This window comes from Hungatella sp. L36 (assembly GCF_014288035.1).
In genome coordinates, this window is sequence record NZ_JACOPC010000007.1 from 136,668 (window position 1) to 162,593 (window position 25,926).

The window sequence follows — 25,926 nt, forward strand, 5'->3', positions numbered from 1 at the left end:
CACTTAATGTCCCTCATAATTTCATACCAACTTTTCTTCTAATATGTCTGCAATCTGCTTACTTGCAGTACCATCTCCATATGGATTAGATGCATGACTCATCTTCCCATATGCTTCCTTATTGGTGAGAAGTTCAGAGAAGTTCTGGTAAATAGTTTCTTCTTTCGTTCCCACCAGTCTCAATGTACCAGCAGCAATCCCTTCTGGACGCTCTGTTGTATCACGCATAACAAGAACTGGCTTGCCGAGAGCTGGAGCTTCTTCCTGAATTCCACCAGAGTCGGTAAGAATCAAATAGCTCTTGTTCAGGAAATTATGGAAATCAAGAACTTCAAGAGGCTCAATAATCTTGATACGATCACATCCTGCCAACTCTTCATCTGCTTTCTGACGAACAGCAGGATTCATATGGATTGGATAGATTGCCTTGATGTTCGGATGCTCATCCATTACACGGCGGATTGCTCTGAACATGTGCTGCATCGGCTCACCAAGATTCTCTCTTCTATGAGCAGTGATCATAATAAGCCTGGAGTCAGATGCCCAATCCAGATATTTATTCTGGTAATCTTCACGAACGGTAGTCTTAAGTGCATCAATTGCAGTATTACCAGTGATATAGATGGTCTCTGGATCTTTGCCCTCTTTGATGAGGTTATCTCTTGAAATCTCTGTAGGAGCAAAGTTGAGTTTGGAAATAATTGACACTGCCTGACGGTTAAACTCTTCCGGATACGGAGAAAAAATATTATATGTACGGAGACCGGCCTCTACATGACCAACCGGGATCTGCAGATAAAAGCATGCCAATGCTGTTACAAAAGTGGTGGAAGTATCTCCGTGCACCAAGACAACATCTGGCTTCACCTCTTCAAGTACTGCCTTGATCCTCTCCAGAATATTTACAGTTACATCAAACAGGGTCTGTCTATCCTTCATGATGGCAAGATCATAATCAGGAACGACCTGGAATGTCTCTAGTACTTGATTCAACATCTGCCTATGCTGACCTGTTACGCATACAACGGTCTTGACGTTTTCTCTTGTTTTTAATTCATTTACAACAGGACACATCTTAATAGCTTCAGGACGTGTTCCGAATACCAACATTACAGTTCTCATTTTATTGTTCACTCTCTGATTTCTTTATAACTTTTGCTGGAACTCCAACTGCGATACAGTCATCAGGAATGTCTCGAATAACCACCGCTCCAGCACCAATCTCAACATTGTTACCTACATGCACGGGACCGATTATATTCGCACCCGCTCCAACTGTGACATTATCGCCAAGTATAGGCACCTCATAAATTCCAGAAGTTCCTCCAAGCGTTACGTTTTGAGAAATATGACAGTTCTTCCCAAGAACGCATCGTTTATGAATAACTACCCCGATTCCCTGATAACCAATTACAGTTCCTTCACCAATATCTGCTTGATAAGGAATTACTCCCCCCCATAATATTCTGATACTTGCTTTTATTATTCCAGGAAGTGCTGGAACATGGTGAAGGTACAGAAAACGGGATACTTTATACCATTTATAAACCTCCATCGTCCGTTCTCCTTACAGTCTATATATCCCCTCGTTATTGCAAATATGGCGTGTATCAAAAACAACCTTCCCCTGAAGCTTATCCATATTCTGCTTAATCTCATCATGACCAACAAGAAGCACAACAAGATCTACTGAATCAAGGAACTCGTCCAGATTATGCATTTGGTTGGGAACTTCATCCTCTGTGATGAACGGATCGTATACCTTTACAAAATTTCCGCAAAGATGTCTCTCCATTAACTCAAGCATCTGAAGAGTAGGAGACTCTCTCATATCATCAACGTTTTCTTTATATGTAAGACCATACAGGCCAACACGGCTGATGTCTGTCAGTCCCTCCTGCTTCATGATTTCATAGATACGGTTCAGAACGAAATCAGGCATTCCATCATTAGTCTTCATAGACTCATCAATAACCTTTGCAAGGTTAGGGTAGTCTCCAACGAGGAACCACGGGTCTACAGAAATACAGTGACCACCAACACCTGGACCTGGCTGAAGAATATTTACACGAGGATGCATGTTGCAGATTTTGATAATTTCATATACATCCATGTCATCATGACGGCAAATCTTAGCAAGTTCATTTGCAAAAGCAATATTAACCGCACGGAATGTGTTCTCTACAACCTTTGTCATCTCAGCTGTACGGATGCTCGTAACAACAATCTCGCCCTGACAGAAGGTAGCATAGATTTCCTTAATCTTCTCGCCAATTTCTCTATCATCAGCACCGATGGTTCTGTTGTTGTGAAGAAGTTCATAAACCATATTTCCAGGAATAATTCTCTCAGGAGCATGAACGAGGTTAATATCCTTGCCAATCTTAAATCCAGACTCTTCTACTACCGGGCGAATAAACTTGTCGATTGTTCCCGGAGAAACAGTAGATTCAATAACAACAGTCGCCCCCTTAGGGCAGATGCCAAGAATCTGCTTAACTGCTGCAACAACGTACTTTGCATCAACCTTCTTCGAGAACTTATCATAAGGTGTAGGCACAGAAACAATATATGTATCTGTTACCTGATATTCCGTCGTAAACTTAACGCCTGCTTTAAGAGCATCAGCAAAAAGCTCATCCAAACCAACTTCTTTAAAGGTTGTCTTTGCAGCATTCAAAGTAGCTACTAACTCCTTGTTTAAGTCAGTACCAACTACTTCTACTCCATGAGATGCCATCATGAGAGTTGTAGGGAGTCCGATGTATCCTAATCCAATTACGTTAACCATTTTAAATTACCTCTCCTTTTTTGCGTGTTTCTTGTATGTATAAGTGTATTTGACAAATTGACAATTACCTATTATGTAGCGTTTCCAAAGTCTTCGCGGCTCCTGGATGAAGCGATAAAACCACTCTAATCCATGATTCTGCATCCATATTGGAGCGCGATTCGTGACACCAGTCATAACATCAAAGCTACCTCCAACTCCCATAACAAAGGGAATATTTAACTGCTTCAAATACTTATTAACCCAGTATTCTTTCTTCGGTGATGAAAAAGCTACAAACATCATATCTGCACCAGATTCGGCCATATCTTTTACTATTTCTGGCTCATCTGCTTCAGTAAAGTAACCGTTTCTATAGCCAACAATTTGAAGATTTGGATACTGTTCTTCAAACATATTCTTGAGTTTGACAACTACCTCCTCTTTTGCTCCAAAAAGATAAATCTTATATCCCTTGTCGTTAGCAAGTTTAATAAGGTTCTCAAATAAATCAATACCAGTTACTCGTTCCTTAAGAGGAATACCGAGTTTCTTTGCTGCCCATACAATCGACGCACCATCCGCATTAATCAAAGGGCATATATTCACAATTTTTCGTAGCTGCTTGTCATCTTTCATTAAATTAATTTTTAATGCATTAACAACTACATGCTGTGTTGGTATTCCACGTTTTATTATCTTCTCAATCGCTTCTACGGATTCATCCATAGACAACGCGTTCACATACGTATTGAGAATTGGATACCGTTTTTCAATTTCCAAATCTGTGTTCAAATCTTGTCCCCCTCTTCTTCCTTTCAGTATCAGATCTTTATTTCGTCTTCTTGTACTCAATTTCTGTACAATCAAACCTTTTAATCTTTTTCTGTAATATTTCCGCTCTATCGTATTCGCGTACAATTAGTTGTGTACACTCATAACTCTGTAACATCCATTCATATACAAAACATCTTTATATCGTGTAGACCTATAGCTCTCTAAAGCTCATTATGCACTAAAACATTATCATATCGCCTATACCTGTTAAGCTACATCTGCAAATCATCCCATCAAGTCGTGCAATCAAAACAACTATAATTCCATCTGTTTTTCTATGCAAATTCACCAACATATCACTACACCAACTTTTGTCTGTAAAAATTTACGGAGAAACACAGACGCGCTGAATAAATGTTCTCTCATTTTTCCACCTTATTCAGCCGGGTATTTCTCCCATATAGGTATACACTTCTAAAAAATGTTTTAAGAACCGCCAGGTATTTTGCGTTCAACTAACCGCCCTGCTCCTCCTTTTTGAAGCACTTTTTATTGGCTAAACACTGATTGGCGTAGCGATAACAACAAAATCAGCAACACTATATGTATTTTGGCATCAAGTGTTGCTGTCAAGTCCCGTTCCATTTCTGCAAAATACTTTTCTATATATTCATCCTGAATCGAAGGCTTACACTGATTGATCACTAATATGGCAATGCTGAGGCCGCCATGATCTGTTCCTCGTTTTCACTCGAGAAAGTAGGAATTTTGTTTTTACTCGTTTTCAAAGACAACCATGAATACAGAGATTAAAAACAAGAGTATTTACTCGTAAAATTTTTTATACTATAAATAGTAACTCTGTCTAACTACCGTCTCTAAAACTCCCCGTTATCCATACTTTATACACAAATAATTGTTATTATTTACAGTTCATATCCTAAAACCCATTACTTTTATCTATCCAACCCCTACATCGCCCCACTCTTCCCAAACACCACACCCACAGTCCTCATCACAATCTTCATATCCAATCCCAGGCTCCAGTTTGTGATATACGCCTTATCCAACCTCACAACCTCTTCAAAGTCCGTAATATCACTTCTCCCGCTCACCTGCCACATTCCGGTTATTCCGGGCTTTATGGCCAGCCTTACGCGGTGGTGCAGTTCATACTTGTCCCATTCGTCGATGGTCGGCGGCCTCGTACCTACAAGGCTCATATCGCCTTTTAACACATTCCAGAACTGAGGGAACTCATCGATCGAATACTTTCTGATAAATCCTCCAATCCCTTTGTCACCACCAATAATTCTGGGATCGTGGTCCAGCTTGAACATCATTCCATCTTTCACACGATTCTGTGCCATCAGTTCTTTCTTACGTTTCTCCGCGTCCATATACATGCTGCGGAATTTGTAAAGCTTAAATCTCTTACCGTTTTTACCTACCCTGACTTGTGAAAAAAAGATAGGTCCCGGTGATTTTATGTAAATGCATGGTGCCACAATCAAATACAAAATTCCAGTGATGATACATCCGATCAGGCCGCCGACAATATCCATAGCCCGCTTGTAAAATGCCTGTTTCCATGAAGCCATATTAATACTGCTCGTTAAAACGGTGTAGCTTCCCAACCGCTCTATCCGCTGAACTTCGCCTTCCAGCTTCGCCATCTCGATCAGTTTCAAGTGAACCGTGATCCCCATCTCGATGAAATGATTAATCAGGTCTCTTGGCAATGGAATCTCTTTTGGCAGATTAAGAAATACCTCATCTACCCATTCTCTGCAGACATACTCTTCAACATTGTCCATGGTTGCTACTACCGGCACATCATTGATTGTCTCACCAACACGATCTGCATCAAGAAAGCTGATTCCTATAATCTGAAAACCTTCATAATTATTATTACGAATGTTATCAATCACTATATCCATCATTTCTTCTGATGTTATAATTAATAACGATCGATTTCCTTTTCCTACAACACCCTTGGTTTTTAAATATTTTTTCCAAAGAATCCTGGCTATGTAGCTGATGACCATATAAATAATGCCGGTCAGGACCAGCGTAATTCTGGAATATCCTTCACCGGTTTGCGTTGCAAACAAATAAAATACCGCAATTAGAATTATTTGGCATACGTGCTTAAATGTAACTGTAAACTCCTTATAATATCCCCTCTTCAAAACATTTTTGAAGCTCTCGCCAAAGAAAGTGACGCAGACTTGAATTAAGAAGAGTACAAAGGCCATATTTCGATACAATTTGTTCTCATATGCCAAATGAACCCCATGACGAATAAAATAAGCGCTTATAAATGCCACTTGCAGACAAACTAAATCCAGGATCATAAAATCCCAGTGTTTCAGCCAGCCAAGGTTAGCCTTTTTATACATTTTTCATCCTCACCCTTTTTAGTGCCGTATGATCATTTTTCGACAGCATGTCGATTTTTGGCACCTCATCATCTGTTCGCGTTAGAAACAGGTGCATAATATACGTTTAAAACTTACTATTATTATACCCTCAAAACAGGTGTTGTCAACCTTAATGAACCATATAATAATTTTATGTACGGTAATTTCTGGAAAGTGAGGCTTATGAATTGGCGGGATATAATCGAATTGCAGCAGGGGAACGGATCAGAAACAGACGGATGCTTATGGGATTGACACAGGAGGAGCTTGCGGAAAAAATCGGTCGTGCTTATAAATACTGCCAGGATATTGAACGCGGGACCTGCGGTATGTCCATTGACACAATGCTTAGCATTGCATCCTGTCTCAATATTTCGCTGGATTACTTAATCTACGGAAATAATGAGGATACCAGCGAATTCACAGACCTGGATGTGGAACAGCAGGCAGTCATCGAAATTCTGGGGAATTGCAGCATTAAGAAAAAAAGATATGCATTGGATCTGTTAAAATTATTTATGAAGGCTTGTGATGAACGCTAAAGGAACGAGATCATTATACAATGCCATTCGCACAACGATTATTTAAAACCATCAGGCGTTTGCTGCACCATTTTTTTGACACTTATCCAAATATTATTTAACTATAAAGACTCAGTTCTTATAATACCAATTATATAGAAGAAACTAATTAAAAATACAGCCTACTGGTTTCCCCCTTTACCTCTTATCTGTTTATCAGGCAAGGGTATTCCACCAGTATGCTGTATTTCATAATTTAAGCTCTTAAATTCTATTTTCTAACTTGCTTTTCTCTTATATTCTCTGAAAATTCTACAATATTTTTCTTTCTTTGTTCGATCTTTTAGACCTACTTCAGAATTCATTACGCAAGGTTTTTCTTGCCAAACATAATCTGTCTGTATTTATAAAGAACTCCCATTAAAAGATTTCCCAGAACACCGATCGCCAAAATCTCACCAATACCTACAGTTACCATTGCATACAAAATCATATCTTCCGAGCCATACGCAAAACGTAACACCCATGGGATAACAATTGTGTTTGCCAGGATCGGCGGAAGGCAGACCGCCCACTTGTTTTTGCGGAGCATCCAGGAACCCAAGGCCCCAATGAGCGTAGCCAGACTCCCAAAAATGATATCCAATGCTGCGGCGCCACACAATAAATTGGACAGCAGGCATCCGATAAACAGCCCCGGGACTGCGGCCGGTGTAAAAAATGGCAGGATACAGAGCGCTTCCGAAATTCGGAATTGGATAGGACCGAAACTGATCGGTGCAAATACCATCGTAAGTACGGTGTAGATGGCAGCAATCGCCGCCGCATAAACCATAAAATAGGTTCTGCTTGAAGATTTTTGTAACATATTCATTTCTCCTTTAGTTTTGTTTTAGGTGTGGAAGGTCTCGAACACACCATATATTTGCCGTTTCTGCCTGTTTTCAGGGGAAAATCAGCTTTCCTACTATAGCACAAAAACAGGGTAAAAGCAAGCGGTTCCTCAACAGTATGACAGACCTCTCCCTCCGGATATTTCATATAGTTTTAATGCAGGTTATGACATACTTTTATCATAAAAATGATGTTGCTGTTTCTTTATACATTAATACTATACTACATATTTTGCTGCCATTGTAAAGGCCATCTTATCACTCAATAGCTGCTGCATTAAAAATTTAGTCTTTAATAAGTCTGTTTTGTCAACTAATCGTTTACTTTATACAAATTGTTTACTTTACGCGAATTGTTTACTTTACACGAATTGTTTACTTTACACGAACTGTTTACTTTACACGAATTGTTTACTTTACACAAATTGTTTACGTTCCCCCTATCCCTAAACAATTGCTCTCTCGTTCACCACCGCGTTTTCAGTCGCTCTAGTCGTCCAGCATCCCCCAACAAATTAATCAGGTGATTCCTCTCAACGACTCAACAAACGGGCTGGCTCTCCCCAGCCCGCATCACCAGATCTTCACCCTCTTTTCCGGCGCTGCATACATGCCGTCGCCTTCTTTTAAATCCGGGTAGACCTTATAGAAAGCCTCTGTGGAACTTAAGACCGCATTTACTCTCACTTTTGCCGGAGAATGAACGTCCGTATTAAGCCTGTGGATCATGCTTTCCTCTGTATATTTCGACGCCCAGATGCGGGCATACTGCGTGAAAAGAGAATTCAGGGCTTCCGTATCATCTCCGGCAATCGAGGTGACACAGGCAAGGGCGCCTAAATCGGCAATATTCTCGTTTAACGTCTGGCGGCCATTTACATAACGCCCTTTCACAGCCTCCTGGCCGTCATAGTACGCCGCTACCTTAAGAGTCAGATCCTGGAATTTCTTTAAATCGTCCTCTGTCCACCACATATTATAATTTCCATTTTCATCATAGCGGGCGCCGGAGGAATCAAACGCATGGCTGATCTCATGGGCAATCACCATCCCAATCCCGCCTAAATTTGAAGCATCGTCTGCATTTGGATCATAGAACGGAGGCTGCAGGATCGCGGCAGGAAAGACAATTTCGTTATTCAGAGGATTGTAATATGCGTTGACGGTCTGAGGCGTCATTCCCCATTGGGTCCGGTCAACCGGTTTCTTTATTTCTTCTTTTTCGTAGGATCTGAGCGATCGGTATACATTTACCATATTGTCAACCAGACTGCCCTGCCCTTCCGGAAGAATGACTGCGTTTTCATAGTAGTCCGGCCAGTGATCCGGATAACCAATTTTGAGGGTCATATGCTCCAGTTTTCGAATTGCTTTTTCTTTTGTCGCTTCTCCCATCCAATCCAATCCGTTTATACGATCTTCATAGGCGGCCAGAATCTGATGGACCAGCGTTTCGACATTCTTCTTATCTTCTTCCGAAAAATGCTTTTCTACATAAAGCCTGCCGAACTCAAATCCAAATGTATTCTGAACAAGCTCTCCTGCCAGCTTTTTATCTGTTTTCTTTCCCTGAATTCCCTTTTGAGCATTGCTCCATGCTATGGTGCTGTCCCGTATTTCCGGTGTCAGGCAAGGGCTGAAATCTTTAATCAGGCAGAAAACGGAGTAATCCTTCAACAGCGGCAGATGGCCTTCTGTCAGATAGCTGTTCACCTTTTTTGCCTGTCCCGGATCATTTACCACCCAAGAATTAAAACCGGCCGCCCCGGCCGCTTTTAAATATGCTTTTATATCAATATTGGAGTATAGGGCGCTGAGCTCCTTCAGCGATTTGGGATTATACGTTTTTTCAGGGTCATTCTGGTCAGACAGCGGAAGCGTTGCAGACGCTAAATCAGTCTGAAACTTATAAATGGTTGAAGCAGCTCTTTCCGCCTCTTTTTCGCTGATTCCTGTGGATTCCATTATATTTTTTATATATTTCCTGTATGCTTCCAATATGGCCGACTGTGTACCATCTTCCAGTGTCTCTTTTCCCGGCCCTAAGTCGGCGCTCCCCAGATAGCATCCATAATTCCGGGAATCTTTCATATCCTCATAATAAGTCGGAGCAATGAGACTGGAGAATCCCAGTTCATTGTTTATAGTCCCGATCGCTTCTATATATTCCTGAATATCAGCCGCATTGCGGATGCTGTCAAGGTAAGGCTGCAGCGCACCAAATCCGGCATTTCTTCTCCCTTCCATATCAATTGCAGTCAGATATAGACTGGCTATTTTTTGTTCCGGTGACCCTTCGGCAAACTGCTCTCTCTGATTGATAATTTCATTAAGCAGATCACTTAAATTATCATAAGATTTCTGTCCCAATTCGTAAAAATAACTCCAGTTTCCAGAATCCGCAGGAATCTGCTTTTCTGCAAGGATTTTTTGATTTACATAATTGTAATAATCGTCTTCCGCCCTTACATTGCCCGCTTCCGCCTTTCCAGCGGTTCTGACCGCGTCTTCTGAATCCTGCGAACCTCCTGTCCCCTGCGAATCTCCTGTCCCCTGTGGGTCTCCTGGATCCTGCGCCCCCACTTCCCTGTTCATGGCATTTTCCTCCGCCATAGCCAGGGAGGATGATTCTCGTTTCTGTAGATCATCGGCTCCTTGTCTTTGATTTCTGCAGCCGGTTAGTATCACCGAGATTACACATAACATTGTAAGACAACCAAGTATTCTTTTCTTCATTTTCGTTCCTCTTTTTCTGTTTCGCTTTTACTTTTCTTACGCACCTGCTATTACTATGGCTTTTTTTCATCTTTTTCATGCCATATTTCACCAAACTTACGCCGATTCCCCGTTGAATGCCCCTTCCGTATAAGCTATAATAAAACCATCATGATTTTCCTGGCCCAGCCAGCAGGAAATCTATATCGAAAGAGAGGGAAAGCAATTGAACGAAAACAGCGCTTATGTTCTTCCCAAAGATAAAAGAGTCAAAGAAATCTCAGAAAAACCCATTGAAAATGTATCCGATTATATTTCCAAGATAAAAGAATACATGGAATCCCGTAAAGGTGAAAATTACAGTTACGTTTACCGGGGCGAGCCCCAGATTTATACCACCTCCTGCCGCGCCAACATTTTCCGGAGGGGCGTCATGGATGGCAATCCTTTTTTTGAGAAGAGTCTCTTTGACGCCATGAGACAGAACAGGCTGACGGGCGAGAAGCGGTATCTGGACAACGCCATCGACGCCCAGCACGGAGAATTTCCCAGCCGCCTTCTGGATGTGTCCTATAACTGCCTGACGGCCCTGTATTTTGCAGTCACGCCGTACTACCGCAAGGACGTTGATTCGCTGGATCACGAGGATGGGATGGTGTTCGTATTTTTCATCGATGAGATCTTCAGCCCCAGCGCGGAGAATACCAATGCCAATTACGACGCCATCATTAACCGGGACAGGCAGTGGCACCGGGATAAGATTATTTTTGAGAAGAACCATAAATTTATTGACCACACAAAACTGAATAACCGGATCGTGGCACAGCAGGGCGCCTTCATTCTGTTCCAGGGCAACGATGCTGCGGACTTACCCGCGTGGATGACGTATGGCATCCGGATTCCGAAGGAGGCCAAACCGCTGATCCGAAAAGAATTAAAGGAATTTTTCGGCATTCATACCGGGAGTATCTATCCGGAGATTGTGAATCTGGTAGATGAGATCAGCAATAAGAGCCGGAAACTGAACACGGAGAAGTTCTGCTGCGGCAACGAGCTTAAGTATGCCGTCAGAATGCTGGAGAAGGAGCTGGATTACTATTTTGACTACATTCTGGATAACCGGAAGGATTTGGATACAGACGGGATTCTGGTCTACGTGGAAAATATGATTAACAGCTACCGGATCGGCCTGCTGGACTTTACCCAGAACCTGGAAGAGGCCATACAGAAGGCCTACCTGACAGAAGAAGAACTGAATACTATCGTAAACCGTTACAACCAGTTAATTCTGGAATTTTCCAAAGAGCTAAATCAGCATGGCATTCATAAATTCTCAGGGAGCCAGCTGCTAATCAGTATGGAAAGGACAAAAGACAATGAGCGAAAATCGGATGAGAGCCAGGAGAATCGAAAACTATAAAGAGTACATCAGAAATATTTTGAGCAACCGGGATATCGACTGCGACGAGACCTGGTGGGACAGTGAAGAGGCTCAAAAGGCGCTGAATCTCCTGGTCCGGGCAGAAAAATGGGAAATCTGCAGTTCTGTACAGATGGGCATTGACAGCAGTGAGAATTTTCTGTTTCTGAAATTTACAGAGGACAGCGGCAGCCTGTTGGCGGCTCTGGAGGAGGAAGCCTGCCGCCTGGCAGACATGCCGGAATCGGCGGAAAAGAATATCTATGTCATCTGCATTGTAGACAACATGAAAAGCCGGGTTTTCCTCGAAAGACTTTTTCTTTCGGCGGAAGGTAAGACCATAAAGAAAAATATCCGGAAAGAGATGAAGGCCTGGAAAGGTACTGTAAATTTTCTCTATATTCTCGACAACAGCTATAATGAGCAGGACATCAAGCTGACCAATGTAAACCGGTTTGAGTTTATCCAGATGCCTCCTATGAAATGCCATATCAACTGGGAAAATAAGGACGAGGCAGAAGGTTCTAACCGGGGATATGTGACTTCTGTCCACCTGCACCAGCTGATTGATATCTATAACAGCATCGGCGACAAGCTGTTTAAGCGCAATGTCCGGTACGGTTTAAATGAACAGCTGGGCGTTGACCGCGCGATCAAAGATACGCTAAGAAACAATCCCGGCGAGTTCTGGTTTAAGAATAACGGTATTACCATTCTGGTAGAACGGCCCGATTTTAGACTGGATCGTGTGGAGGAGGTGCTTCTGGAACACATATCTGAATATGGTGACCTTCATTTCTCCGTCATCAACGGAGCCCAGACCATCACCGCATCCGCCCAGTGCCTTTATGAGATGGAATATGATTTAAAGGAATGCATAAATAAAGGGGAAGCAGAGGAAGCGGCAAAGCTGGAGGAAAAGATCCGTCAGTCGAAGAACGCCAAGGTACTGCTGCGCATCATACATATTCCACACTCCGCGCAGGCCGCCGAGTCCGAAGCGGATTCGACCCGGGAGGTAAATGAGATCAGCGTGGCCCTAAACCGGCAGAAGCCCATTAAGGCGGAGGATATTGCCTTCGCATCGCCATTTGTGGTGAAGCTGGCCGCATTTCTGGAGCGGGAGCAGATGAACGGCAAAAGGTATTTCAGGCTGGTGAAGCGCGGGGAAGGTAATATTGCCAGGCGCACCGTCGACCTCGTCGATTTTGCGAGAGCCCGGAAGGCCTGCGCAGGGTACCCGGGGGACGCCCGCAGCAAGGGCACCAATGTTCTGCTGAGTTCCCGAAATGACACCGGCGGAGAATACAGTTTTCAGGATAAAACGATATTCGTACCCGAATGGCTGGAGGCAGAGGATGAACAGGAAGCGGAGATTTTTGAGAAGTACTACGGCGCGGTGTATTTTGCAGTCAGAGTGGCCGATTTTTATGGAAAAAATGTAAAGAAGATCATCACGGACAATCCGGCAGCGGCAGCTGTACTGCAAAACGGGAAATGGTATTTTACCACATATATGGTCCAGCTCTTTAATGGATACCGCAGCGATTACTCCCAGTTCACAGACTGTTTTGAACTGATTCGGGACAAATTAAAAGACATGATGGAGCTCTTCGCCGAACTGTGCGGCGCTGCGGCACAGCTGTCAGGTAACTATCCGGTTCTGGATTCCAATACGTTTAAAAAGGATGAGCTCTACTTACTGACCAGGAACGTGGCAGACGTTAGCAGATTTGCACAGATCGTAAACAACAGCCTGGAGGATGACGAGAAGATCGACCTCGTAAGCTACCGTGAGGCTGCTGCCGGAGACCGGCGGCCATCCGCGGAGCCAGACACACAGGCGCAGAAAGCGCCGGGCGGCGGCAAGGCCAAATTCATCAAATTAAACAACGGACCGGCTGAACGGGTCAACAGCACCGCCCATGCCATGGTGAAGACGGTTCAGTACGTCCTCGACAACTATCCCGGCCATGAGAAGGAGATCCTGACGAACGGCACAGACTGGTTCACGGATGACCGCGCCAGAGCGGAAGAGGGCTACGGTTATCTGAGAAGGTCAGTTGAAGTGACGGGAAGCGACGGAAAAACCTACTGGGTGGGGACTCACTCGAACAGTGTCGTAAAGTATAATCAGATCGACCTGATTTGCAGCCTTCTTCACGTGAAAAAACACAGTATCAGCTGGATCGCCATTGACGGGAAGACGCCGTTGTTTTCATGGTAATGTACATAGGTTAAGACCAATTAAAAGGATGCCCTGGAAGTCAATTCATATCTTCCGGGCATCCTCTTTGTTTTACTTATTTGTTTTACTTATTTGTTTTACCTATTCTTTTTAATATCCTTTATTTCATCATTCCTGCCGAAACTCCACTGGCACCTGATCCATGGTCTTCCAGGTGGCAAGCGCCTCTTCCGTACTCATTCCTTTGGCAATCGCATCCTTGCGGACCGCGTTGACCGCCTGGATTTCCTTCATGCGCTCTCCGGTCAGTGTGTAGCCCTTCATGGCCCACAGGGTCAGCGCCCAGGCAATCATCGGAATCACACAGAACAGCACAAGGACGATCCCCTTCATGCCTTCCATGTAAGGCGTATCACCGCCGGGCAGCGTAGACAGTCCAATGGCCGCGATAGCAATTCCCACCACCGTAGAGCTTAAAGACGACACCAGCTTATCCACCAGGGAGAACAGTGTTCCCATTACGCCGGGGATATAGTTGCCTGAGCGGTAGGTCTCATAGTCCGAACAGTCTGCAACCATGGGGATCGGCATATCCGCCGTCGCATAGTAGGCCCCATATCCGATTCCAAACAGCAGGACAAACAGGACCGTATAAATATTTAAGCTGCTGAGAGACAGATTCACTCCCGCCACGCCCGGTTTCCAGAACATGAGCAGTGCAAAGACTCCCACATACATCACCAGCGCAAGCCCCACGTAACGCGTGAGGGACGCCTTCTGCCCGTGCTTCTGAGAGGTACGCACCGTCAGTACAAAGAACGGCGCGGAGAAAACGTAGCCCGCAATCATCATCGGCAGATACAGCCCGTTATAATTGCCCATCATGGAACCATAGAGCATACAGAGCACCGTACCATTGGTGGCAATGGCCAGCGCCAGCTTGCAGCCGGCTCCCGCAACCATCAGCCTCCGGAGCGGTTTGTTCTCTTTCATAATAGCCACATACTCAGAGATCCTGATCTTCTGCTTTTCCTCACTTCCCAGTCCAAAATACTTCGGCTGGTCTTTCTCCCAGATGCCGATTACCGCAAGCACCGTCAATAAGGCAGAGATAATAACCGAGATCGGAATCATCATGTCGAAAAATGCGGCCGTGGTATAGTCTCCGAACTTCGCCCGGAAAATGGGTGCCAGAAACTGGATCGCTCCCATCCCCAGCATGCTGGCCACCATGTTGAAAATCGTAAACATGGGCCGCTGCTTCGGGTCATTGGTCAGCACCGTCTGTCCGGAACGGGTGCAGGAGGTCTGAAACGTATATCCGATTACATAGAGCGCATAGATCACCACATAGGACGTATAGCGCAGCCACATCATCGTATCGGGGATGAGCCTGGTACCAAAATACAGCAGAAACGCACTCACCGCCATAATTACATTTCCCAGCACCATATAAGGCCTGAATTTGCCGAAGCGTCCGTTGGTCTTATCGATCAGAGCGCCGATGATCGGGTCCGTCACCGCGTCAAACAGACGCATGACCGTTACCATGGTCGTGGCGAACATCAGCGCCAGTCCCAGCACCCCATTGCCGTAATAGGCAATGTAGGTGATGGTCAGAATATAGTAAACATTGGTTGCACCGTTATTAAACGGAAACAGGACGAGCTGGTAAGGCTTTGCCCGGTTCATGCCGGCCGCCGTTGTTGATTCGTTGCTCATAAATGGTACCTCCTGCTTTCTTATTTAACACTCTTTAAGAATGAACCGATAATCAGCAGCACGATGGAGATCACAAAGCAGGCAATGGAAACCACACTGGCATAGAATACGTTCCAGCCGGGCGTATTGCCGGAGTTCCAGGAAAATAATCCGGATATCAGCAGGACGCGGTTCATGATGATCCCGCCGATGACGGCTGAAAAAAGAGCAACGGCAGCCACACCGGACAGTGTCCCGACATAATCGTAATTTCCCCACCGGTTAGCGGCGTAAACAGCAATCACAATCAGAAGTATCCCGGCAATTGCCCCCAGTACAAACAGCGGGAAGGAATTGAGCGCATAAGCTTCGTTCATGGTACTGCTGACCACCATGGCGACGAACGCCACGATGCCTGCTGCTGCGGACAGGATATTGAAATAGAAAGCCGGACCCTGTTTTTTAATAAAAGCTGTCATTTTATGATACCTCTCTTTCTTTGCGTTTGGAGGACACGACATACAGAGCTCCACTGGCCAGCAGCAGAATTCCAAATGCTGCGATAGCCGCCATATAGGCCATACGCCACCATGTCATGGTCTGCTCGATATGTGTCGTGCTGTTATAACGGTTCATCAGACTGCTCTGGCTGAACGCATATAAGATATTGTGGCAGGAATCCTTCACGGCATTCTGCAGCCTCGCATCGCCGGAAAGCAGCTGGGCGCTGACCTTGCTGCCGTCAACCTGAGTGGCAAAGGTGGAACAGTTTTCCAGCGTCGTAGCTCCATAGAAGCCTGAGATACCGCGGGTATCAAAGCAGGTCGTTCCGGAAGCCAGTACCGCTCCGTAAATATCAGTGTCGTCATAAATATCGGTGACGGCATATCCCTTAAAGCCCCACTCCTCTTTCAGAATTTCTGTCATCAGTTCGTAGCTGGCGGTGCATTCCACCGGTCCGATCTTGCTGAAGGAAATCATCAGGCCGCGCATACCGGCGTCCACTTCCTCCGTGTCGTACTTGGTCGCCTCGAAAGCGATCTGATAAGCACGCAGCTCGACCTCACGGGCCCTCTGCTCCAGCATGTAAGGCGCCACGCCGCTTCGGTTTGTTTCCTGATCGTTAAATGCAAAATGCTTGGGTGCTGCAATCAGGCCGTAATCCAGTGCGCCGATGGCAAATTCCATAGCTGCGGAACCGGACAGAACCGGGTCTTCCGAATAGTATTCGCCGTTACGGCCGTTATAAGCATGACGGTGAGTATTTAAACCAGGTCCCCACAGAATCGGGATTCCTGTGAACAGCGCTTCCTCTCCGATAAAGGAGCCAACTTCTTTATATAAATCCTGGTTAAAGGAAGCCGCTACGAGCGGTGCGTTGGCAAATACCTCCGGATGCCAGTTTCCGTTGGGATCGCTGGCAGAGATGCTCCAGGGAGCCCCCGTATCCTTTGAAGCGTTTAAGTTTACAGCCACACCATTTCCTGCGTTCTCGGTCATATACGTCTCCACCGTACCGATGGAGCTGACTCCAGGGATACTTGGACCGCCGAACGTAGCGAGATACTGTGCTTCCTCGAGCGTCATCTTATCAAGCAGATCCTGCCATTTCACATCGTCAAAATCAGTGCCGTACATCTCATAGAACATCAGATTGCTGTCCTTCCCCCAGGTGATTCCGGAGGTGTCGTCGTCCGTCTGAATGGTATAATAGTTACCGTTAAGCAGGTTGATCAGTTCCTCATTGACCAGAGTCATATCCGTGTAGCTCTTCGGATATGTGCCGGCCCAGTCGGTACGGCTTAAATAAGTAACCTCTCCCGGCTGGAAATAGTTCCAGTCAGCGTAATCCAGCTGGTTTGAAATCTTCTCTCCGGTTTTCGAAACAGAGAAAGCGGTGCTGGAAATAAAATCTTCTGTAATCTTATGTTCGTAAGCCATAGCGCTGTTGCTCTCGCCTGACAGACTTTCCGGATCCGCTCCCTGGCGGGCCATCATATGATTCAGGGCATCATGTGCGCCGTTACCCATGGCAAAGTAATACGTTCCCGGATCCAGGATATAAGTACCAACGGTGCCGTCACCGTTATCATACGTGTTGTCGTAGCTGGCAATATACTGTAAATCAACCTCTACGGAGACCACCTGTGATTCGCCTGGCTTCAGGGTATCGGTCTTGCCGAAATTAAGCAGCTGAACCGCAGACTTCTCAACGCCTCCCTCTGTATAAGGAGCCTGTCCGTAAATCTGGACAATGGATTTTCCGGCCATGTCACCGGTATTTGTTACCTTTACATGAAATACGGCGGTTGCATCGCAGACGCCTGTTTCCGGATCTGTGGAGACGTTAAACTCCGGTTCTCCCTCGAATTCCTGGGTAAAATCGGTATAAGAAAGACCATATCCGAAGCCATAGGCTACCTCTTTGTCATAGTCCCACTCCGTGGAAGACGCATAAGCGCCGACCGGAGAACCGGCGTTGCCGTTTCCAAATACCGAATCGTAATATCTGGTCTCATAGTAGCGGTAGCCAACATAGATGCCTTCGGCTTCGATCAGGTAGTTGCCTGTAGTGCCGCCGGTCTGCCCAGCGCCGCGGGTGAGCATATCCGCCCCGTTTTCATACTGGAAATTACCCATGTTCTGCATGGCGGGAGCCGACATATTATAGGTTGCGTAGATATCAGGAAGTGCGCCGGAAGGGCTGGTGCGTCCGCAAAGGATATCTGACACACCCAGCATACCGTAGCAGCCTGGGAATCCAATCCAGAGAATTGAATCTATTTCAGGGTCATTCTTTAAGTCACCGATTTCAACGGCATTGGCGGAGTTGAGCAGCACGATTACATTGTCGCTGCATTTCTTCGCCATCTCGATGGTATCGCGTTCATTGGCTGTCAGCTGCAGCGGTTCCTCCGCTCCCAGACCGTCAACCACTCCGCCCGGCAGATAGTCCTTGGACTCCGCGCTTGGACGGCTGATGACTACAATTGCCGCGTCGCCGTATTCGGCAAAGCTGGCCGCATAATCGGAATTGACTGCCTTGATCTCCGCTGCGGACGGCTCGCCCGGGTCATACTCCGCGGAAGGAGTCTCATTTTCTGAGTGAAGATACGTTTCATTCAGTTTATCATATACCGCTGTCATTACCGGATTAACGGTAAAGCCTGCGCCCTCGAACTCAAATTCATCTCCGCTCCAGGAGTCTAGCGTTGCGCCTCTCGTAACCTCGCCGGTGGCAAAGTTATTGTTCAGCGTGTAGGCTATGGTATTCTTAAAATCAGTCTTATTCTGAGTAAGCGCCTGCTCCAGACTGATATAAGGACCCTGTGCCTTGACGCCGAAGCTGGAACCCAGCAGCGATACGTGAGAACGGATTCCGAATAACGTCACCTGGGAATTGCCGGCCAGCGGAAGTCCCTGTCCATCTGCGTTGTTGTTCTTAAGCAGTACGGCGCCCTCCGCAGCCTGCTGGCGGTTCAAATCAATGGCTTTCTGAATCAGCGCGTGGGAATTGCCGGTTCCGTCTTCATTGAGAACCTCCGCCGACGGCTGAAACTTATCATATAAAGGGTCATCCTCTGTATTTTCGGAGACGAATTTCTCACTCAAAGTACCGAGAGCGGTATCGATCGTCGCCTTGTAGCTTTCAGCCACAACCCCAATAATAATTGTCAGTGAAAAAATAAATGTAAACAGAGTTGTCAAGCCGCGCCAAAGCGCTCTTTTTTTCATAAACATAACTTTTCCTTCCTTTCAACTGCATATTTTCTTACACCCAATTGGCGCTGGAGGACTTTTTCCTGACCAGCTTATATGCCGGGTTTGGAACCGCGACTTTATGAAAGACAGCGGTATCCCTGCATTCACCAGCTCTCACCTCCAGCGTTACCGTGCCGTTTAAGGGCACACGGAAGTTGAAAACACGGTCTCCTGTCTGTTCCTCCATCAGCTTTCCATCCGCGTACAGCGCGGCCTTTGGCTGATTGGTGTAAACCTTCACAGTAGTAACAGATTCCTCCCGGTCCGCCCTGCGGCGTCCCGCAATGTGCACAAACGGCTCGTCACTCCAGTAAGCCTTATAGAGATAGAAGCTGTCCTTTTTGATTTTCCGGTCAAATGTGACCAGCCCCTTGTGGTTCATACCGGCCTCTCCACCCTGATCTCTGGCATCCGCCGCGAAATCAAACATGTTCCACACATGAGTCGCCCACAGATAGGGGTTGCGTTCAAAGCATTTTAACATGTACTCGTGGTAAATGGTCTGATACTCCTCCGAGTGATCCCCTCTGCGCGGCTTTCCGGAATGCAGGTTCGGCATGGCCTCACATCCGTATTCCGAATACCCCAGACAGCGCTTCGGATACCGGAAATGGAAAAACCGCATCCACCAATCATTCAGGAACAGCCCCGGGACGTACCATCCCAGATACAGATTCCACGATACCAGGTCGGTGATATGCGCAGACCGGTTAAACGGCCCGCACATGGCGTAGCAGGCCAGCGTTGTCAGCCTGGTCGGGTCCATCTCATGACAGAGCTCGTTAAGCTCCCGGTGATTATCCAGCATATCCTTTTTATTCTTGGTGGAGATGGTAATCTCGTTGGAGACTCCCCAGCAGACGATACAGGGATGGTTGTAATTCTGGACAATCAGTTCCTTCATCTGGCTTATGGTGTTCGCTCTTCCATTGGCCATATGTTCGGAAATATAAGGGATTTCCGCCCAGACCACCAGGCCGGACTCGTCGCACAGATCGTAGAAATACTGATCGTGCTGATAATGGGCGAGGCGGACCGTATTGGCCCCAATCTCACGGATGAGCTCCATGTCCTTTTGATGGTGCTCCTTCGTGATGGCATTGCCCAGTCCCTTCCAGTCCTGATGGCGGGATACGCCGCGCAGGGGATAGCTGCGGCCATTTAAGAAAAATCCTTTTTCCGGGTCCACATGGAAGGTGCGGACGCCAAACCGGCAGCGGATCTCATCCACGGTTTTCCCGTGGTACTCCAGGCGCGCGACCGCCGTATAGAGATACGGGTCCTTCAAGCCATCCCATAAGTGCACGGAAGGGATGACCAGTGTGCAGTCCGCTCCGGTTCCGCAGGCAGCTACCGCGCCATCTGAATCCAGAAGAACGATGCGGATCTCACAATCATCGTCCGGCAGCGCTGCATCGGATTTATTTCCCCCTGCATCCATCTCGGTAAAGGTCTGGACTCTGACATATCCGTCCAGTTCTTTCACCTGCGGCGTAATACGGATTCCGTTCCCGCCGCGGTCAGCCAGAGCAAAATGTCTCCGGTTCACCACCACCAGATTCACGTCACGGTATATGCCCCCGTAGAATGTGAAATCCGCTTTCTGCGGGTACACACGGTCGTTGACGCCATTGTCCGCTTCCACAGCCAGCCGGTTTGTCTCCCGCAGCAGATCTGTCACATCCACACGGAATGTGGAATAGCCGCCGTCATGGGTGCACACCAGGGTATCGTTGAAGCATACCCTCGCACTGGCGTTCACTCCCCGGAATTCCAGATAGACCCGTTCCTCACCTTTCTGAAACTCCGGCATGTCCAGTTCCCGTTCATACCTGCATGAACCGCGCCAGTAATTATTACCGCCATCCTGCCCATCCACGCTGTTCCAGGTATGCGGCAGATTCACTGACACGGTCCTTCCATCCGGACCGGTAAACTGCCACCTGTCATTCAAATTCTTTGTTTTTCTCATGCCATTTCTCTTTTCTTTGTGCTAATCCTCCATACTATAACAAGTTTTTTTTCGGAGTGTAAGCATTTTTGTATAAGTGGTCGATTTTAGAACCCAAGTGGTTTTCAGCAAAAAAAATCAGGGCTGAGAGGAAATATACTACCTCCTCTCAGTCCTGTCCGCGGCTTTTTTGCCTGCGATCGGAATCAATATCTTCAACGAAAAGATATTTTCCTCCGTATCAATTTTCATGAAACCATTATATTTTTCTACCGTATAGCGGATACTCTTCAAGCCGAATCCGTGATACCCGTTCCGGGCCTTTGTGCTGACGGGCAGATCGCCGTCAAACTCCAGCCGCCTGCCGAGCGGATTCATGATATTAATGATCAAAAACTGTTTGCGGACGTACACCAGCACGTCTATCATCCGCATCTCCTGATTCTCCAGCTGCTTTACGCTCTCAATCGCATTGTCAATGGCATTGCCAAACACGGTGTATAGGTCTACCGGATCAAAGATATCCATCTGGCGGCCATCCGCAATGCAGTTGATCTTGATGCTGCTGGCCGTACAGAACAGGCTCTTCTCCGTCAGAACCGTATCCAGCACTTCATTGCCGGTCTTCACGATGGAGTCATAGATCTGCACGGAATCTTCCACCTCGCGCAGATATTTGTCCCGTTCCTCCGGACTGGTGATGGCGCGCATGGCGGCAATCTGATGCTTCAAGTCATGGCATTTGCGGTTAATCAGGGTTATGGTCTCCTGGGACAGCTCATACTGCTCCTTCTGCTGATGCCACAGCTGATTTAAGATGTCCAGCTCCTGTTTCATGGCGCTTTTCTTGAACAGCGTGTTCTGAAGGTAGAGAATCAGGACGCAGTAGCACTGGATCAGCAGGATGTTCCATACCCGCACATCAGGATATGGAATGCCGCCCCCTGACCTCAAAAAGCCAAACAGGATTTCAAAAACAATCAGCAAAAACAGCGCCGAGGACAGCTGCCGAGGCCCCACCTGATAGACTCCGTTTTCCGGCATATATCTGACGATTGTGATGCCGGCCATCCCATAGATCACTGCGTAAATCACCACCATGTAGCCGATGGCCGACAGCTGGCCTCCAATCCCCATACTCCTCAGAACAATGAATGCGGACTCATGGGCAATCTGCTGGCTGATGATCGCCCACGCCGCGCAGTACACCGCCGCGCCTGGAGGCATGGCCGCGCAGATATAGATAAACAGGCAGCTCAGCAGAAAAACGCCCGACATGGATACCACCGCCGGAACGGTCACTGCTGGAAATGCCGTCTTCCACCAGACTGCAGCCACAGCCACAGCGCAGGTCCCCGCCGTCGCCAGGCCCAGTCTCATCCGGAAATTCGGGCGGTGTTTCAGCGGAATTATATAAAGCACGCATGCCGCCCAGAGCGATACAGCCAGTTCCACATACGTCCATATCGTGATATTTATCTTTGTCATGTCCCCATCCCCATGTAATCCGTCAGCTCGGAAAGAAACGCCGTCTTATTCCTCCTGCTGATCTCCAGTTCATCTCCTGCTACGATGACTATATTTTTGCGTATCTCCGAAACGTACTGCAGATTCACCAGATACCAGTGGTTGCACCGCACAAAATGGCTCTCCTTCAGCGTCTCCTCCGCTCCCTGCAGCGTTCCTCTCACCACGAAAATACCGTCCTCCGTGTGGTAATGCAGCATACGGTTCTGCACCTCCACGTAGTGAATCCGGTCCACCTTGAGCCGTTTGATCCCATCCGGAAGATTTAAGAGAATTTCCTCCGGCTGACGTTTTTTCACCCTTGAGACGGCGCGGTCGAGACGCACGGAGAAGGTGTAATAGTTAATCGGCTTCAGCACGTAATCCAGCGCTCCCACATCGTAACCGTTAATCGCATACTGGGCCATATTGGTAATAAAGACAAGCACCACGTCCTGATCCTTTTTCCGTATCTCCCGTGCCGTCTCCATCCCGTTCAGCTTCCCCATCTCGATATCCAGCAGGATTATGTCAAACCGCGGGCTGTAATTCTCCAGCAGCGCACTTCCGTCGCAGAAGGTCTCTGTCTGAATCTCCCGTTTCTTCTCTGCACTATACTGCCTGATGTATTCCTGAATCTGGTCAATATACACTTTTTCATCGTCCACTACAGCAATTTTCAGCATACCCCGTTACCTCCTGACACATAACCCGCCTCTGTTTTCATCCGTTCATTATAACATGTCCGATTTATTTTGCATAGAAAAAATGGCGGAAAGGCCCTGGACATTCCAACGTCCAGGACCTCCGCTGCCTCCGGAAAATCCTTTTATAAAATGACCGGCTGGATCTGCTTTCCTTCCAGCGCTTCTTCCAGGGTTCTGACAATCTGATCCGTCCTGGCAATCATGGAATTGGGCTTTTTAATCGCGTTATCCTGGCCGAATGGCACGAAATAAATGTTTTTAATATTAAAAAGCTGGCCGATATTTTTAAAATTAATTCCCAAAGCGTCGTTGGTGGAAATCGAGATAACCAGGGGCTTGGAGTTTCTCAAATGGGCTTTTGCAGCCATGAGGACAGGGGTGTCGGTTATGCCGTTGGCCAGCTTTGCCAGGGTGTTCCCCGTACACGGTGCAATGAGAAGAATATCCAGGTAGCCCTGCGGACCAATCGGTTCGGCATCCTCCAGCTTCAGAATGGGGGGATTGCCGGTCAGGTCGGAAATGTGGCTGATAAACTCCGTGGTATCTCCAAAACGGGAATCGGTAGTCTGCACATTTGTGGAGATAATGGGATAGATGGAGGCGCCTTCCGCCATCAGAGCGGTGACTGCCTCTTCCATCTTACTAAAGGTACAGAAAGACCCGGTGATTGCCAGGCCGATTTTTTTTCCTTCTAATTTCATATAAACTCCTTTACTATAAGCTTTTCATGACAGCCTTTAACAGAATTTCAGCCGCTGCCTTCGGCGCATAGGCGCCGGGGAGCCCGGGACATAGTCTGGCGTTTATTTCCCGGCTCTTACATGCGGTAAAATCCACGCCGCCAGGGGCAGAGGCAATGTCAATGATGGTGACATCAGGCCTCATAAGGCGGATTTCGGCTTCACGGATGACTGGTGCGGGTATGGTATTGAATATAAAGTGATACTCGCCTATATCCTGTGAGATTTCGGACAGAGGCTTTGTCTTAAGCCCAAGCGCAGTCCCAAAGGCCAGCTGGACCGGATCTCTGTCGGCCACTGTGACATCCGCGGACAATCCCTGTAATTTACAGGCAAGCGTTTTTCCGCAGCGGCCGAAGCCTGTGACGAGACACCGGCTTTGGTGAAGGCAGTCCGGGCTCAAACGGATCGCTTCCGCAATCGCCCCTTCCGCTGTGGCTATGGTATTTTCTAAGGTGATTTCCTCTATCTCCAGAAAGTCAAAGTATGGGATTTTATGCTCTTTGGCGTGGTCTTTTACAAAGTCAGGTATATTTCCGCCGAACAGAGTATTGTCAGGCGTTAAGTGTCTTAAAAGGTCCGTGATCTTTAAGGAATCTTTCTGGTCCGTGGAAAAGATGGTCTTGCCATCCTTTGTAAAGGGTACGGGACACAGAAGGACGCTGCTGGCTTTTATGGCTTCTTCCAGAGAAAGGTTAAGCCTGCCTAAGTCGGCGGATGTAACGGTGGGTAACCCCTGTTGCTTTAACATGCGGCCCAGATAAATCTGTCTTAAATCGCCGCCCAGAATCAAATAATTATTCATGAACTTCACTCTCCATAGTGATTTTATATGAGGAAAAAAACTGGTTTGTGCAAGGAACAGACCGGGAGAGTTTGTCATATTTTACATCAAGGCATTGAATCAAAGGGAAGGTAAGATGATTTTTGAAGGATCTGCAGCAGCAGTTGTGACACCAATGGCCGAAAATGGCGCTATCGATTTTGAAGCAATGGGAAAATTATTGGAATTTCAACTGGAGAATGGAACTGACGCCATTGTAGTAAACGGGACTACCGGCGAATCCTCCACGCTTCAGGATGAAGAGAAATATAAGCTTATTGAATTTACCGTGAAGCGGGTTCATGGAAGGGTGCCTGTAATTGCAGGCGCAGGAAGCAACAATACCGCTCATGCAGTGGAATTATCGAAAAAGGCTCAGGAGCTTGGCGCGGATGGGCTTTTAGAGGTGACGCCTTACTACAACAAGACTTCGCAAAAGGGACTGATCGCCCATTTTACAGCCGTGGCGGACAGCGTTTCAATTCCGGTCATCCTCTATCATGTGCCCAGCCGTACCGGCATGACCATGGAACCGGAGACCTGCAAAGTGCTTTCACAGCATCCGAATATCCAGGCTGTCAAGGAGGCGGGAGGCAATATCTCCCACGTCGCCCGGATCGCCTCTCTGTGCGGGGAAGACCTGGATATTTATTCGGGAAATGACGATCAGACGGTTCCCGTTCTTTCTCTGGGAGGCAAAGGCGTGATCTCTGTCCTGGCCAATATCATGCCGCGGGAAACCCACGAAATGTGCAGGCTTTTCTTGAATGGGCAGGAAAAGGAGAGCTTAGGACTGCAGTTAGACCTGCTGGATTTGATGAATGCCCTTTTCCTGGACGTCAATCCGGTGCCTGTTAAGGCGGCCTTAAGCCTGATGGGAATGTGTGGGGAAAATTACAGGCTGCCTCTCATCAGAATGAGTGCCGCTGACAAGGCAAAGCTGACGGAAACCATGAAGAGGCATTCCCTGATTTAGAGAAACGCGAAAGGGGGTCCTGAAAGCCGTAATCGTACGGCCAGGACCCCCTT

General features: G+C 46.9%; 19 protein-coding genes. 4 read left to right on the forward strand and 15 right to left on the reverse strand.

Features of this window, described 5'->3' with window-relative positions; all coding sequences use genetic code 11:
- Positions 1-21: 21 nt before the first annotated feature.
- The 5 genes from wecB to H8S80_RS17775 form a co-directional block, all read right to left on the reverse strand.
- On the reverse strand, positions 22-1,122 hold the full coding sequence (gene wecB / locus H8S80_RS17755) for a non-hydrolyzing UDP-N-acetylglucosamine 2-epimerase (protein ID WP_117632703.1): 1,101 nt from the start codon (positions 1,120-1,122) through the stop codon (positions 22-24).
- 1 nt (position 1,123) lies between these two features.
- Positions 1,124-1,555 carry a serine O-acetyltransferase gene (locus H8S80_RS17760; protein ID WP_117632704.1) on the reverse strand — a complete coding sequence of 144 codons (432 nt, stop codon included), beginning with the start codon at positions 1,553-1,555 and terminating at the stop codon, positions 1,124-1,126.
- 12 nt (positions 1,556-1,567) lie between these two features.
- Positions 1,568-2,791 (reverse strand): nucleotide sugar dehydrogenase, encoded by a 1,224-nt coding sequence (locus H8S80_RS17765; RefSeq protein ID WP_117632705.1) that lies wholly within the window; start codon positions 2,789-2,791, stop codon positions 1,568-1,570.
- Between the two features lie 6 nt (positions 2,792-2,797).
- Complete coding sequence (locus H8S80_RS17770) at positions 2,798-3,565, reverse strand: WecB/TagA/CpsF family glycosyltransferase (RefSeq protein WP_117632706.1); 768 nt, start codon at positions 3,563-3,565, stop codon at positions 2,798-2,800.
- A 953-nt stretch (positions 3,566-4,518) separates the two neighbouring features.
- On the reverse strand, positions 4,519-5,949 hold the full coding sequence (locus tag H8S80_RS17775; RefSeq protein WP_117632707.1) for a sugar transferase: 1,431 nt from the start codon (positions 5,947-5,949) through the stop codon (positions 4,519-4,521).
- Between the two features lie 209 nt (positions 5,950-6,158).
- Here H8S80_RS17775 and H8S80_RS17780 point away from each other — a divergent pair, with 209 nt between their 5' ends.
- Positions 6,159-6,512, forward strand: coding sequence for a helix-turn-helix domain-containing protein (locus H8S80_RS17780; RefSeq protein ID WP_117632708.1), 354 nt, complete (start codon positions 6,159-6,161; stop codon positions 6,510-6,512).
- A 343-nt stretch (positions 6,513-6,855) separates the two neighbouring features.
- Here H8S80_RS17780 and H8S80_RS17785 read toward each other — a convergent pair whose 3' ends face one another.
- Positions 6,856-7,359: a QueT transporter family protein gene (locus tag H8S80_RS17785; RefSeq protein WP_025530687.1), complete on the reverse strand. Its 504-nt coding sequence runs from the start codon at positions 7,357-7,359 to the stop codon at positions 6,856-6,858.
- Between the two features lie 598 nt (positions 7,360-7,957).
- Positions 7,958-9,979 carry a M13 family metallopeptidase gene (locus H8S80_RS17790; RefSeq protein ID WP_243272828.1) on the reverse strand — a complete coding sequence of 674 codons (2,022 nt, stop codon included), beginning with the start codon at positions 9,977-9,979 and terminating at the stop codon, positions 7,958-7,960.
- 346 nt (positions 9,980-10,325) lie between these two features.
- Here H8S80_RS17790 and H8S80_RS17795 point away from each other — a divergent pair, with 346 nt between their 5' ends.
- Positions 10,326-11,519 carry an FRG domain-containing protein gene (locus tag H8S80_RS17795; protein WP_002605572.1) on the forward strand — a complete coding sequence of 398 codons (1,194 nt, stop codon included), beginning with the start codon at positions 10,326-10,328 and terminating at the stop codon, positions 11,517-11,519.
- Complete coding sequence (locus H8S80_RS17800) at positions 11,476-13,746, forward strand: AIPR family protein (protein ID WP_117632710.1); 2,271 nt, start codon at positions 11,476-11,478, stop codon at positions 13,744-13,746. The genes H8S80_RS17795 and H8S80_RS17800 overlap by 44 nt, the downstream gene beginning before the upstream one ends.
- Before the next feature lie 129 nt (positions 13,747-13,875).
- Here H8S80_RS17800 and H8S80_RS17805 read toward each other — a convergent pair whose 3' ends face one another.
- The 8 genes from H8S80_RS17805 to dpsA form a co-directional block, all read right to left on the reverse strand.
- The gene (locus tag H8S80_RS17805; protein ID WP_002605570.1) at positions 13,876-15,429 is read right to left on the reverse strand and encodes an MFS transporter; all 1,554 of its coding nucleotides are present in this window, start codon (positions 15,427-15,429) and stop codon (positions 13,876-13,878) included.
- 20 nt (positions 15,430-15,449) lie between these two features.
- Complete coding sequence (locus H8S80_RS17810; RefSeq protein ID WP_002605569.1) at positions 15,450-15,887, reverse strand: hypothetical protein; 438 nt, start codon at positions 15,885-15,887, stop codon at positions 15,450-15,452.
- A gap of 1 nt (position 15,888) precedes the next feature.
- Positions 15,889-19,149 (reverse strand): glycoside hydrolase family 3 C-terminal domain-containing protein, encoded by a 3,261-nt coding sequence (locus tag H8S80_RS17815; RefSeq protein WP_117632711.1) that lies wholly within the window; start codon positions 19,147-19,149, stop codon positions 15,889-15,891.
- Positions 19,150-19,180: 31 nt separating this feature from the next.
- Positions 19,181-21,142 (reverse strand): glycoside hydrolase family 2 protein, encoded by a 1,962-nt coding sequence (locus tag H8S80_RS17820; RefSeq protein ID WP_117632712.1) that lies wholly within the window; start codon positions 21,140-21,142, stop codon positions 19,181-19,183.
- A 138-nt stretch (positions 21,143-21,280) separates the two neighbouring features.
- Positions 21,281-22,609: an ATP-binding protein gene (locus tag H8S80_RS17825; RefSeq protein WP_025530683.1), complete on the reverse strand. Its 1,329-nt coding sequence runs from the start codon at positions 22,607-22,609 to the stop codon at positions 21,281-21,283.
- The gene (locus tag H8S80_RS17830; protein WP_002605565.1) at positions 22,606-23,313 is read right to left on the reverse strand and encodes a LytR/AlgR family response regulator transcription factor; all 708 of its coding nucleotides are present in this window, start codon (positions 23,311-23,313) and stop codon (positions 22,606-22,608) included. Before H8S80_RS17830 ends, H8S80_RS17825 begins: the two co-directional genes overlap by 4 nt.
- A gap of 143 nt (positions 23,314-23,456) precedes the next feature.
- The gene (locus H8S80_RS17835) at positions 23,457-24,035 is read right to left on the reverse strand and encodes a dipicolinate synthase subunit B (RefSeq protein WP_002605564.1); all 579 of its coding nucleotides are present in this window, start codon (positions 24,033-24,035) and stop codon (positions 23,457-23,459) included.
- Between the two features lie 13 nt (positions 24,036-24,048).
- Positions 24,049-24,879 (reverse strand): dipicolinate synthase subunit DpsA, encoded by an 831-nt coding sequence (dpsA, locus tag H8S80_RS17840; RefSeq protein ID WP_025530682.1) that lies wholly within the window; start codon positions 24,877-24,879, stop codon positions 24,049-24,051.
- A 115-nt stretch (positions 24,880-24,994) separates the two neighbouring features.
- Between dpsA and dapA the strand changes: the two genes are divergently transcribed.
- A complete protein-coding gene (gene dapA / locus H8S80_RS17845; RefSeq protein ID WP_117632713.1) occupies positions 24,995-25,873 on the forward strand; it encodes a 4-hydroxy-tetrahydrodipicolinate synthase in 879 nt (292 codons plus the stop codon).
- Positions 25,874-25,926 lie beyond the last annotated feature (53 nt).